Annotated in this window: 11 protein-coding genes; 6 read left to right on the forward strand and 5 right to left on the reverse strand. The window is 66.0% G+C overall.

Features of this window, described 5'->3' with window-relative positions:
• Positions 1-62: 62 nt before the first annotated feature.
• Together EQZ23_RS03205 and EQZ23_RS03210 are read right to left on the reverse strand one after the other, a co-directional pair.
• Positions 63-1,289: a pyridoxal-dependent decarboxylase, exosortase A system-associated gene (locus EQZ23_RS03205; protein WP_128452997.1), complete on the reverse strand. Its 1,227-nt coding sequence runs from the start codon at positions 1,287-1,289 to the stop codon at positions 63-65.
• The gene (locus tag EQZ23_RS03210; protein WP_206364151.1) at positions 1,286-2,878 is read right to left on the reverse strand and encodes an acyl-CoA ligase (AMP-forming), exosortase A system-associated; all 1,593 of its coding nucleotides are present in this window, start codon (positions 2,876-2,878) and stop codon (positions 1,286-1,288) included. The genes EQZ23_RS03205 and EQZ23_RS03210 overlap by 4 nt, the downstream gene beginning before the upstream one ends.
• A 77-nt stretch (positions 2,879-2,955) precedes the next feature.
• On the opposite strand from EQZ23_RS03210, the gene EQZ23_RS03215 reads away from it, so the two are divergent.
• From EQZ23_RS03215 to EQZ23_RS03225, 3 genes are read left to right on the forward strand one after another with little or no spacing between them, the layout of a single operon-like run.
• Positions 2,956-3,234: an acyl carrier protein gene (locus tag EQZ23_RS03215; protein WP_128452998.1), complete on the forward strand. Its 279-nt coding sequence runs from the start codon at positions 2,956-2,958 to the stop codon at positions 3,232-3,234.
• Positions 3,235-3,263: 29 nt separating this feature from the next.
• Positions 3,264-3,929 carry a hypothetical protein gene (locus EQZ23_RS03220; protein WP_128452999.1) on the forward strand — a complete coding sequence of 222 codons (666 nt, stop codon included), beginning with the start codon at positions 3,264-3,266 and terminating at the stop codon, positions 3,927-3,929.
• Complete coding sequence (locus EQZ23_RS03225; RefSeq protein WP_128453000.1) at positions 3,917-4,684, forward strand: hydrolase 1, exosortase A system-associated; 768 nt, start codon at positions 3,917-3,919, stop codon at positions 4,682-4,684. The genes EQZ23_RS03220 and EQZ23_RS03225 overlap by 13 nt, the downstream gene beginning before the upstream one ends.
• 10 nt (positions 4,685-4,694) lie before the next feature.
• On the opposite strand, the gene trxB is transcribed toward EQZ23_RS03225, so the two are convergent.
• Entirely contained in the window at positions 4,695-5,663 is a 969-nt protein-coding gene (gene trxB / locus EQZ23_RS03230) for a thioredoxin-disulfide reductase (RefSeq protein WP_128453001.1), read from the reverse strand.
• 126 nt (positions 5,664-5,789) lie between these two features.
• Between trxB and EQZ23_RS03235 the strand changes: the two genes are divergently transcribed.
• From EQZ23_RS03235 to fdhD, 3 genes are read left to right on the forward strand one after another with little or no spacing between them, the layout of a single operon-like run.
• Complete coding sequence (locus tag EQZ23_RS03235) at positions 5,790-8,078, forward strand: FdhF/YdeP family oxidoreductase (protein ID WP_128453002.1); 2,289 nt, start codon at positions 5,790-5,792, stop codon at positions 8,076-8,078.
• 23 nt (positions 8,079-8,101) lie between these two features.
• Entirely contained in the window at positions 8,102-8,590 is a 489-nt protein-coding gene (locus EQZ23_RS03240; protein WP_240663169.1) for a molybdenum cofactor guanylyltransferase, read from the forward strand.
• A complete protein-coding gene (gene fdhD, locus EQZ23_RS03245; RefSeq protein WP_128453003.1) occupies positions 8,587-9,378 on the forward strand; it encodes a formate dehydrogenase accessory sulfurtransferase FdhD in 792 nt (263 codons plus the stop codon). The genes EQZ23_RS03240 and fdhD overlap by 4 nt, the downstream gene beginning before the upstream one ends.
• Before the next feature lie 29 nt (positions 9,379-9,407).
• Here fdhD and EQZ23_RS03250 read toward each other — a convergent pair whose 3' ends face one another.
• Both EQZ23_RS03250 and EQZ23_RS03255 read right to left on the reverse strand, forming a co-directional pair.
• Positions 9,408-10,196 (reverse strand): formate/nitrite transporter family protein, encoded by a 789-nt coding sequence (locus EQZ23_RS03250; RefSeq protein WP_128453004.1) that lies wholly within the window; start codon positions 10,194-10,196, stop codon positions 9,408-9,410.
• Complete coding sequence (locus tag EQZ23_RS03255; RefSeq protein ID WP_128453005.1) at positions 10,193-12,565, reverse strand: FdhF/YdeP family oxidoreductase; 2,373 nt, start codon at positions 12,563-12,565, stop codon at positions 10,193-10,195. The genes EQZ23_RS03250 and EQZ23_RS03255 overlap by 4 nt, the downstream gene beginning before the upstream one ends.
• Between the last annotated feature and the right edge of the window lie 139 nt (positions 12,566-12,704).

Consider the following 12,704-nt stretch of genomic DNA (forward strand, 5'->3'; position numbering starts at 1 on the left):
AGCGCCCTGTAACCATGCTCCCGACCGGCCATCGCCCCAGATTGGGACAAAGGACCGGTAGGCTATGGAGCAGTAACGATCTCGATCGCCGGTGGATGCCCGAGAAAAGCGCTCGGGCTGGCGCTCGCGCCGTATGCGCCGGCCATGAAGATCGCGATCAGGTCGCCGACCGCGACCGGCGGCAGCGCGATCTTGTCGCCGAGGCGGTCGAGCGGGGTGCAGAGCGGGCCGACGACGGAAACAGTGTCCGAAGCCTCCTGGCCCATGCGTACGGCGACCGCGAGCGGATAGTTGCGGCGGACGACGGTGCCGAAATTGCCGCTGGCGGCGAGCTGGTGGTTGAGCCCGCCGTCGACGATGACGAAGGTCTCGCCTTGGCTCTGCTTGATGTCGATCACGCGGGTGAGATAGACGCCGGCCTCGGCAACCAGCCAGCGGCCGAGTTCGATCGCGAACCGGGTTTCGGCGAGGATCGCGGGACGGGCTGCTAGTGATTCGGCCAGCGCCTCGCCGACGCGGTCGATGTCGAGCGCCACATCGCCCGCGAAATAGGGCACGCCGAAGCCGCCGCCGAGATTGACGAGCGGGGGCGCGACGCCGGCCTCGTCCGCCAGCCGCGCCGCGAGTGCGACCGTCGCGGCCTGCGTCTCGATGATCGCGCCGGGATCGAGCGCCTGGCTGCCGGCGTAGATGTGAAAGCCGCGCCAATCCGCCCCCGCGCCGACGATCGCCTTTACGAGGGCCGCCGCGCGTACCGCGTCGACCCCGAACGGCGATGGTCGCCCGCCCATCCGCATGCCCGACCCGCGGAGTTCGATATCGGGGTTCACGCGCACCGCCATCCGCGGTGTGGCGCCGAGCCGATTGCCGATCGCGAACGCCCGCGCCGCCTCGCCTTCCGATTCGACGTTGAGCGTGGCGCCGGCGGTGATGGCGGCGGCGAGTTCGTCGTCACGCTTGCCCGGCCCCGCGAAACTGATCGAGGCGGCTGGTTTTACGGTCAGCGCCTTGGCGAGTTCGCCTGAGGATGCGACGTCGAGGCCGTCGACCAGCGGCGCGATCGCCGCGAGCAGGTCGGCATGCGGATTGGCCTTGATCGCGTAGTGGAGATCAATCGCCGGCATTGCCGTCCGAAAGCGCGCGATGCGGGAAGCCACAATCGCCATGTCGTAGACGAACAGCGGCGTGTCGCCGGCGTGTGTAGTCCAGTCGTCAGCGGTACGTCCGCCAATGACGAGCTCACCAGACTGTCCGGCAAACTCCGGAGGAAGAGCCCCCATCGGCTTCATCGTGCCACCTCCTTGTTCCCCCGCGCTCGAACCTCAGACGCAATCGCAGACCTGTCGAGCTTACCATTGGCATTGCGCGGCAATTCGTCGCGCCAAAGATAGTCCGCCGGTTGCATGAAGCTCGGCAAAGCCGTCCGCAACCGCGCCCGTAATGCGATCTCACCCGCCGCATCGCCCGCGAGCATCACCACGATCGCCTGCCCCAACCGCTCGTCCGCAACACCCACAGCCACAGCTTCCCGCGCCTCGCCCCCGGCCAGCACGGCCTCCTCGACCTCGAGCGGACTGATCCGATTCCCCGCGCTCTTGATCATCTCGTCATCGCGTCCGACGAAGCGCAACAGCCCGTCTTCGCCCTCGACCACGGTATCGCCCGACCACACCGCCATGCCGCGACCGTCCGGCGCGGGCCGAAACCGCTGCGCCGTCCGCTCCGCGTCCTGCCAATAGCCTTGCGCGACGAGCGGCCCGGCGTGCACCAGTTCCCCCGCCTCACCCGGCGCGGCGCGCGTGCCGTCGGGCTTCACCACCGAAACTTGCGCAAACGGGATCGCCCGCCCCATGGCATCGGGCTTCGAATCGATCAGCGCCGGGTCGAGATAGGTCGACCGGAACGCCTCGGTCAGCCCGTACATCGCGTAGATATCGGCCGTCGGAAACCGCTCACGAAGGCCGCTCACCAGCCGCGACGTCAGCGCGCCGCCGGAATTGGTCAGCCGTTTCAACCGCGCCGCAGTCTCCGGGGGCCAGTCCGCTTCGAGCAACTGCGTCCACAAGGGCGGCACGCCTGCCAGCGTCGTCGCCCCGACCCGCTCGACCGCCTTCACGACGTCGCGCGCGACCAGATAGTCGAGCGGCGCTACCGTGGCGCCTGCCGCCCAGGTCGAGAACAGCTGGTTCTGGCCGTAATCGAACGACAAGGGCAGCACGCCGAGCACGCGATCGTGCGGCTCCAGCTTCAGATAATGCGCGACGGAGATCGCCCCTAGCCAGAGGTTCGCGTGGCTGAGCATGACACCCTTCGGCCGACCGGTGGAGCCCGACGTGTACAGGATCGCTGCAAGCGAGTCCGGATCGGCATCCGACGGCCCGATCACCTTACCGTTCGCCCGCGAAGGCGGGGGCCCAGGAACCACGGACGCTGCGCTCTGTAACCCTGGACCCCCGCCTTCGCGGGTGAACGGGGAAAGCTCAGTCTCGTCTACGATCTCACAGGCCTCCGGAACATCGCTGCCCTCCAGCGTTCCAGCCCGCATCCCCTGCGTCACCAGCAACCGCGCACCACTATCCGCCAGAATATGCGCGACCTGAGCCCGCCGCAGCAGCGGGTTCACCGGCACATGCACGAGCCCCGCGCGCGCCACGGCCAGCGGCATCAGGCAGGCGATGCGCGTCTTGGGCAACCACGTCGCCACCCGGTCTCCCGCCGACAGCCCCCGCCCCGCCAGCCACCCGGCCAGCGCCGCGACCCCGTCCTCGATCTCGGCAAACGTCATCGCGCCCGCCTTGTCGATCAGTGCCACGTCCTCCGCGGCACCGCGCAAGGCGACATGGTCGATAGGGTACGGAACGGGGTCTAGAGCGATCATCCGCCCCTAATAGCGCCAAGCGATTGCCGAATTCACCCCCACACGCTAGCGGGGCCCGGTTCGTAACGGTTCAGGCGATGCTCGTGATCTTCGAAGGTACCTCTCAAGTCGAAACGACGGTACGCGCCGTCCTTGCCGATATCCTTGGCCTGAGCGCCGACCGTGTCGCCACCTTCACCGCCGACACCCCGCTGTTCGGCGCGCTGCCCGAACTCGATTCGATGGCGGTGGCGAGCGTGCTGACCGAACTCGAAGACCGGCTCGGCATCCTGATCGAGGACGACGAGATCGACGGCGAAATGCTCGAGACGTTCGGCGCGTTGGTCGCGTTCGCTGCGAGCAAGGCACTGGTCTAGATGGCGTCGGGGGCTTAGCTTCCGCCGGGATGACTGGCCTTCGCTTCGATACCTATGACTGGAGCGGCGGCCGCGAGACGATGCTGCGCTTCGGCCCCGATGGCGGCCCGATCGTCATCGCCGCCTTGCCCCTGTTCGAGGAAGCGAACCGGACACGGCGGTTCGCCTGCACGATCTTGCGCGCGCTTGCGGAGAGCGGGATCGGCAGCGTGCTCCCCGACTTTCCCGGCGCCGGTGAAAGCAGCGTCGCGACGGTGGACGCGAAACTGTCCGATCAACGCCAAGCCTATATCGCGCTGGCACAACAACTTGGCGCCCGTAGCTATGCACTGTCGATAAGAAGCGGCGCGCTGCTCGATATCGATGTGGCTTTAGCCGGGCGCTGGCACCTCGCCCCGCAACCCGGTGAAGATCTCGTCCGCGAGCTGGAGCGCACGCGCGCCGCCGCGGGAAAGTCCGATGGTGAATATGCAGGCAATCTCCTGTCTCCCACTATGCTTGCCGAGTTGCAGGACGCCGTGCCGCACGCTGGCGGGCGACGCCGGATCGTGCGTCTCGAAACCGATCCCCGCCCCGCCGACGCGACCTACATCGGCGCGCCACTCTGGCGTCGATCGGAGCCGGGAAATGATATCGTTCTAGCCCAGCATCTTGCGGCCGATATCTCGCACTGGATCGCATCATGCGAAAGCTGATCGCATTCGCTTGCGAAGGCGAAACGCTTGCTGCCACGCTGGACGAAGCCGCCGGCACGACCGGATTGCTGATCGTATCCGGCGGCAACGAGATCCGCAGCGGTGCGCATCGCGGGATGGCACTGCTAGCGCAACGGCTGGCCGCAACCGGCACGCCCGTGTTCCGCTACGACCGGCGCGGCGTGGGGGATTCGACCGGCGACAATGACGGGTTCCTGAGCGCGCAACCCGACCTGATCGCGGCCGCCGCTGCGTTCCGGCAGGCAGCGCCGCACGTTACGCGCTTGATCGGCTTCGGCAATTGCGACGCGGCCAGCACGCTGGCGCTGTTCGGGCGATCGGCGGGGATCGATCGGGTCGTCCTCGCCAACCCCTGGGTGGTCGAGCCGATCGACGAGCTCCCCCCCGCCGCCGCGATCCGCGCCCGCTATCACGCCGCGCTCCGCGACCCCGCAACGTGGCGCAGAGCCGTCATGGGAAAGATAGACTTTGCCAATTTTATCAGAGGTTTGAAAAAGCTATCTCACCCGAAAAATCAGGAAAAGAACTCGCTTTCCGCCCGCGTTCTGACCGCTCTCGCCGCCTGGAAAAGCGATGCTACGGTTATCCTGGCCAGCGGCGACGCAACCGCGATCGCCTTCGCAGCAGCAGCCGGCAAGGCCGTCGCCGTCGAAACGATCGAGACCGCCTCGCACAGCTTCACCGGCGAGGCCGGCACCGCGCTAGAGACCGCGATCAGGCGCACCCTAGCCTAACCCGCTTTTGCTATTCGGCGGCCTCGGCCATTTCCGCGAACTCGGCCGCCGCGAGGAAGCGCTCTGCATCCAGTGCCGCCATGCAGCCCGTCCCCGCCGCGGTCACCGCCTGGCGATAGATCTTGTCCGCGACGTCGCCGCACGCGAACACGCCCTCGACATTGGTGCGGGTCGAGCCCGTCTCGACCGCGATATAGCCGTCCGAATCGAGTTCGAGGTGACCGCGGAACAGCTCGGTCGCCGGATGATGGCCGATCGCCACGAACCCGCCATCGACATCGAGCCGCGACCGCTCGCCGGTCACCGTGTCCTCGAGTTCGAGCGCGACCAGCCCGGCATTGCCACCACCGTCGACGAATTCGCGGACTTCCTTGTTCCACAGCACCGTCACGCCCTTGTGCGCGAACAGCCGCTCCTGGAGAATCTTCTCCGACCGCAGCGAATCGCGGCGGTGGATGAGCGTCACGTCGGGCGAATGGTTGGTAAGGTACAGCGCTTCCTCGACCGCGGTGTTGCCGCCGCCGATGACCGCGACCTTCTTGCCGCGGTAGAAGAAGCCGTCGCAGGTCGCGCAGGCGCTGACGCCCTTGCCCTTCATCGGCTCCTCGCTGTCGATGCCGAGCCATTTCGCTTGCGCGCCGGTCGCGATCACCAGCGTGTCGCCCTCGTACACGTCGCCGCTGTCGCCGATCAGGCGGAACGGGCGGCTGGTCAGGTCGACCTGCGTAATCGTGTCCCACATCATCCGCGTGCCGACATGCTCGGCCTGCGCGGTCATCTGCTCCATAAGCCACGGGCCCTGGATCACGTCCTTGAAGCCGGGATAGTTCTCGACATCGGTGGTGGTGGTCAGCTGGCCGCCGGGCTGGATGCCCTGCACGACGATCGGCGCCATCCCGGCACGCGCGCCATAGATCGCGGCGGAGAGCCCGGCGGGGCCCGAACCGAGGATAAGCATGCGGGTCGTGTGCGTCGTCATCGGAGTTCCTTGGAGATTCGGGATTGCATCTAGGGGATGCGCGCCCGGATTTGAACCGTCGGTAAATCTGTGCCGCCTGCATCGAAAGCTTTGCCGCTTCGTTGGGGTATGAAAGCGGAGATGAGCATGAGCGACGACCGGACCGTAGAGATCGAGGACTACACGGCACCAGCAGGCGGCTGGGGCTCGATGAAGTCACTCGTCGAGATATCGGTGCGCGAGAAGGTAGGCCCCGAAGTGGTCCGCGAACTCGCGCGCCAGAACAAGCCGGACGGCTTTGCGTGCGTGAGCTGCGCATGGGGCAAGCCCGCGCATCCGCATGTCGCCGAGTTCTGCGAGAATGGGGCCAAAGCGACCGCGTGGGAGCTGACCTCGTTCCGCGTGACCCCAGCGTTTTTCGAAGCGCATACGGTCACCGAACTGCTCGGATGGAAGGATTACGACCTCGAACAGGCCGGGCGCCTCACGCACCCGCTGAAATACGATGCCGCGACCGACAAATATGCGGCGTGCAGCTGGGACGAGGCGTTCGCCGGCATCGGCGCCAAGCTGAAGACGTACGATCCGACCAAGGTGATCTTCTACGCCTCGGGACGCGCGAGCCTCGAAACCTCGTACATGTATAGCCTGCTCGCGCGGATGTATGGCAGCCAGAACCTGCCCGACAGCTCGAACATGTGCCACGAGACCACGTCGGTGGGCCTCAAGTCGGCGATAGGCTCGGCGGTCGGGACGATCCACCTGTCCGACTATGAGAAATGCGATGCGATCTTCTATTTCGGGCAGAATCCGGGAGTGAACAGCCCGCGGTTCCTGCATCCGCTGCGCGATTGCGCCAAACGGGGCGTCGAGATCGTCGTCTTCAACCCGCTCAAGGAGCGCGGGCTGGAGAAATTCCAGGATCCGCAGAACCCGATCGAGATGGTGACGGGCAAGTCGACGCCGATCGCCTCGCAATATCACCAGGTGAAGACCGGCGGCGACGTCGGGGCGATCATGGGGATGTGCAAATATCTGATCGAGGCCGACGACCACGCCCAGCGGATCGACGGCCTGCGGGTGCTGGATCATGCATTCCTCGCTGAGCACACGACCGGTTTCGAGGCGTTCGCGGACGTCGCACGCAAGACCGAATGGTCGACGATCGAGCATGAGAGCGGCCTCGCCCGTAGCGAGATCGAGGCGGCCGCGAAGGTCTATGCGAAATCGAAGGCGGTGATCGCGGTCTACGGCATGGGGCTGACCCAGCATGTCGGCGGGATCGACAACGTGCATATGGTCGTAAACCTGATGCTGCTGCGCGGCAACATCGGCAAGCCCGGCGCCGGCATGGGGCCGGTGCGTGGTCATTCGAACGTGCAGGGCCAGCGGACTGTCGGCATCACCGAGAAGCCCGAGCTCGCACCACTCGACAAGCTTGCCGAGCAATACGGGTTCGAGCCGCCGCGCGAGCTTGGCTGGGATACGGTTGCGTCGTGCGAGGCGGTTCTCGACGGTAGTGCGCAGGCGTTCATCGGGCTCGGCGGGAATTTCGTCCGCGCGATCCCCGATCACACGCTGATGGAGCCGAAGTGGCGCGGGCTCGACCTGACCGTCCACATCGCGACCAAGCTCAATCGCTCGCATCTTCTGCCCGGCGAGACGTCGTACCTGCTGCCATGCCTCGGCCGGATCGAGACCGACATGCAGGGCACCGGGCCACAGAGCGTGTCGATCGAGGATTCGTTCAGCCAGATCTACGGATCGAAGGGCAAGGCGACGCCCGCCGCTGAGACGTTGCTGTCCGAGCCTGCGATCGTCGCGGGGATCGCCAAGGCGACGCTCGCGCGCAATCCGAAGCTCGATTGGGATGCCTGGGTGCGCGATTATGCGCGCGTTCGCGATGCGATCGAGGTGACGTATCCGGAGATGTTCAAGGACTTCAACGCGCAGATGTTCACGCCCGGCGGATTCTGGAAGGGTGTCCCTGCCGCGCACCGCGAGTGGCTGACGGAGAGCGGCAAGGCCGAAATCAACGTGCCGCAGGCGCTCAACGTAACCGGGTTCGAAGAGGCGGAGGGCCGCTTCCGACTGATGACTCTGCGGTCGAACGACCAGTTCAACACGACGGTCTATGGCTATCACGATCGTTTCCGCGGCGTGAAAGGCACGCGCGACATCGTGTTCATGAACAAGACCGACATGGCCCGGATGGGCATCGCGGACGGCGAAGACGTCGATCTGGTCGGTGACGCCGGCGGCAATTCGGACCGCCGGTTGAACAAGCTGCGGGTGGTCGAATATTCGATCCCCGAGGGGTGCATCGGTGCCTATTACCCAGAGTGCAACCTGCTCATGCCGGTCGCGCACCACGCGCGCGAAAGCCATGTTCCGGCGGCGAAATCGGTGCCGGTGCGGATCGAGAAGACGCGCTGACCGAAGCACGCATCCTCGGCGTCGTGCTGGCGGGTGGGCGATCGTCGCGATTCGGTTCGGACAAGGCGCAGGCTCTCTTCCGGGGTCGCTCGCTGGCCGAACACGCGCGCGACCTGCTCTCGCCCTATGTCGAGACGGCGGTGATCGTTGGCCGGGACAGTCCAATCGTGGACCTGCCCCGGTCCGATCTCGGCCCGCTCGGGGGTATTGCCGGGGCGCTGTCGTATGGCGCGACCCGGGGTTTCGCGTCGGTCGTGACGATCGCGTGCGACATGCCGTCCTTGCCTGATGGGCTGTTAACGGCGCTTTCGCGTCAGGCGCCCTCTTACTGTCCCGATGCGCCGGTTCTCGGACACTGGGAAACCGCATCGTTGGCGGCGTTGCTGGCGCATATCGAGGCATCGCCTCGCCGATCCGTCCGCGGCTGGGCGGAGGCGATCGGCGCCTTGCCGATCCCGGCGAATACGCCGATCCCGAACGTCAACACGCCGGAAGACATCGCCGCCTTATGACGACTTCGAAAACGCTGCCGATCAAGATCCTGCGGCCCGACGCGATAACCTCCGGGGAGCGCGCGATCGCGGTCGAGGTACCCGTCGCGATCGAGATCGACGGGCTCGGCTATGCGGTGATGATGATGACGCCTGCCGACCTGCCCGAATTCACCACCGGCTTCCTGCTGACCGAGCGGCTGGCCGACAGTGCCGAGGACGTGCGCGACATCGATGTCTTCGAGGCGGATTCGGGCTGGATCGTCCGCGTGGGTCTGTCCGACCGGTGCAAGGGCCGCATCCACGACCGCGTCCGCCACCGCACCAGCGATACGAGCTGCGGGCTGTGCGGGATCTCCGGGCTCGAGCAGTTGCGGAAACCCGTCCCGATGGTGCCGCCGAAGCCCGCCACGCCTGTCACTGCCCTGTTTGGGGCTCTGGCTGGCTTACGTGCTCATCAGCCGCTCAACGCCGCTACAGGCGCGATCCATGCCGCCGCGGCGTGCGATCGTGAGGGTCGGATTATTGCGGCGTTCGAGGACGTCGGTCGCCACAACGCGCTCGACAAGCTCGTCGGCGGTCTGGCGATCGAGGCACAGCCGATCGGCGGCTTCATCCTCGTCACGTCGCGGATCAGCTTCGAAATGGTCGACAAGGCGCTGATCGCGGGCACCCCGATGCTGGTCGGGATCTCCGCGCCGACCAGTCTGGCGATCGATCACGCGCGCACGCATGGCCTGACGCTGCTCGCCCTTGCGCGCAGTGATGCGATCCTCGTGGTCAACGATCCCTGGAAGATCTTCGACTAGCCGCGGACGATGCGGCTAGTCGAAGCGCCTCACTTGGTGGCGGTCACGACGTCGGTCTTGGCGGCGGCAAGATAACCGCCAACGACAAACACCAGCCCGCCGATGATGTTGCCGACGCTGACGATCGCGAGATTGCGGACCATGCCGGCGAGATCGATCGACGGGTTGGGCGCCAGCAGCCCGAGCGTCAGCGCGGTCATGTTGGCGACCGAATGCTCGAAGCCAGCCGCGACGAAGGCCAGCAGGATCCAGGCCATCGCGATGCACTTGGCGGCGTCGCCGGTCATCCGCGCCGCGGTCCAGATCGCCAGGCAGACCAGCCAATTGCACAGGATCGCACGGGCCATCAGGGCCACCGCGCTTGCCTCGACCTTGTGTTGGACATAGGCGTGGAACATCGTGTCCGCGTTGGCGAACACGGCGCCGCCGCCGCCGGCCGCGAACACCGCCGACAGGACCAGCCCGCCGACAAGGTTACCGACCCAGACAACGATGGTCAGCTTCACGGCGTCCGCGACGGTGATGGTCCGCTTGGCCAGACCGAAGCCGAGATACATCACATAGCCCGTGAACAGTTCGGCACCGGCGAACACCGTCAGGATCAGCCCGAGCCCGAAGGTCGCGCCCATCACCAGCGGGCGCACACCCGGTTCGAGCCCCGCCGCCGTGCTGATCGCCAGGATCATCGCGATGCCGATATAGGTGCCGGCGAGGATCGCGCCCGCGAAGAACCCCGCGGGAGAGCGCCGCAATGCCTCCGCCTTGGTCGCGGCTATCGTGGCGTAGGTGTCGATCGTCGCGGTGTAACCGGTACTCATGCGTCGATCGTGCTCTTCTGGCCGACGATACCCGCGCGCACCACGCCACGATCCGAACCCAGATCGGCCGCCGCGGGACGGACGGTCACCGGAATGGATTTGTAGGACGGCGTGAAGCTCTGCGGATCGTGATCCTCCAGCGCGATCAGCGGCTGCGTCTCGGGGTAATAGGAGGCGACGCACCCGTCCGGCAGCGCATAGCGGACGATCATGAGCTTCTGCACGACGCGGTCGGGGCGGGCGAACTGGAGCGCGGTGGCGATATCGACGACATCGCCCTCCTTGTGCCCGAGCCGCGCCATGTCGCGCTCGTTCATGAATAGGATATCGCGGCGACCGAACACGCCGCGATAGCGGTCGTCGAGGCTGTAGACGGTCGTGTTATACTGGTCGTGCGCGCGCAGCGTGGTGAGCCGGAGCACGTTGGGATCGCCCGCGGTCTCGTCCTGCTCGATTCCGGCGGTGACGATGAAGTTCGCCTTGCCGCTGTCCGTATTCCACTCCCGCATCGCCGCCGAGTTGGGGAGATGGAAGCCGCCCGGCTTGCGGATCCGCGCGTTGTAATCGGCAAAGGCAGGGAAGACCGCCTCGATCTTGTCGCGGATCAGGCTGTAGTCGCCGACATAGGCGTCCCAGTCGACGTCGATCGGCGCACGGCCCTTGGCGGCGAACGTCGCCTTGGCGATCTCGCCGACGATCCAGATTTCCGACTTCACGTTCTCGCCGGGCGGCATCAGGAAGCCGCGCGAGGCGTGGACCATCGACATCGAATCCTCGACCGTCACGGACTGCTGGCCGGTCGCCTGCATGTCGAGTTCGGTCCGGCCGAGACACGGCAGGACGTAGGTCGCCTTGGCCATCAGCAACTGGGTGCGGTTGAGCTTGGTGGTGATGTGGACCGCGAGATCGAGATTGCGGAACCCCTCCGCGCACGCCTGCGGGTCGGACGACGCGATGGCGAGGTTGCCGCCGAGGCAGACGATCGCCTTGGCCTTGCCGTCACGCATCGCGGCGATGCTCTCGACCACCGAATGGCCATGCTCGCGCGGCGGCTCGAAGCCGAACACGTCGCGCATATTGTCGAGCAGCATCGTCATCGGCCGCTCGGTGATGCCGACGGTTCGGTCGCCCTGCACGTTGCTATGACCGCGAAGTGGACAGATGCCGGCGCCGGGGCGACCCATGTTCCCGCGCAGGAGCAGGAGGTTGGCGATCTGCTGCACGTTGCTGGTGCCCGTGCGGTGCTGCGTCACGCCCATGCCGTAGCAGCAGATCGTCGCCTTGGACGCGGCATAGACGCGCGCGATGTCTTCGAGATCGCTGCGCAGAAGACCACTCGCCTGCTCGATATCGGCCCATTCGCTGGTCGCGAGATCGGCGATATAGGCATCGAGCCCGGCGGTATGCTCGGCAATGAAATCATGGTCGAACGCGGGTGCGTCACCCGACGTCTTGGCCGCCTCGTCGAGTGCGAGCAGCGCCTTGGCGATGCCCTTCAGCGCGGCCGCGTCGCCGCCGACCTTCACCTGATAATAGCTGCTGGCGATCGGCGTCGCCGACATCGTCGCCATCTCGACCACCGACTGCGGCGATTCGAAGCGCTCGAGCGAGCGTTCCTTGAGCGGGTTGAGAACGATGATCTTGCCGCCGCGCTTCGACACTTCGCGCAGGGTCGCCATCATCCGCGGATGGTTGGTGCCGGGGTTGTGACCGATCGAGAGGATCATGTCGGCGTGATCGAAATCCTCGAGGCTGACGGTGCCCTTGCCGATCCCGATCGACTTGGGGAGGCCGACCGAGGTCGCCTCGTGGCACATGTTCGAACAGTCGGGGAAGTTGTTCGTGCCGTACATCCGGACGAACAACTGGAACAGGAACGCCGCCTCGTTCGAGCAGCGCCCCGAGGTGTAGAATTCGGCCTGGTTGGGGTCGGGCACGGCGGCAAGGCCTGCGCCGATCTCGCGCATCGCGTCTTCCCAGCTCACCACCTCGTAGTGATCGGTGGCGGCGTTGTAGCGAAGCGGCTCGGTGACGCGGCCCTGGTCCTCGATCCAGTGATCGCTCTGTTGCCAAATGTCGGACACGCTGTGCTTGGCGAAGAAATCCGCACCGATCGTCTTCGCGGTCGACTCCCACGCCACGGCCTTCGCGCCGTTTTCGCAGAATTCGAACGAGGACGTGTGCTTCGGATCGGGCCATGCGCAGCTCGGGCAATCGAAGCCATCGGGCTGGTTCGATTTCAGCAGCGTCTGTCCGCCGCGCACGACGATCTGCTGTGCCTTCAGCGAAACGGCGACCGCCTTCAGCGCGCCCCAGCCGCCAGCCGGCCCGGTGTAATCGGCGATCCCCTCGGGACGTTTCTCACGCATACTCGTATCTCCGGTGGAGCCAGACCCGCGCGTGCGCCGAAAATGCGTCATGCAGGCTGACCAGTAACCTGAGGCAATAGAAGCACATTTTGCGATTGCGAAAACGAGTTTCCCGCAGTTGGTGATCGGTTGCGTCTGT

Source organism: Sphingomonas sp. UV9, from assembly GCF_004101245.1.
Taxonomy (GTDB): Bacteria; Pseudomonadota; Alphaproteobacteria; order Sphingomonadales; family Sphingomonadaceae; genus Sphingomonas.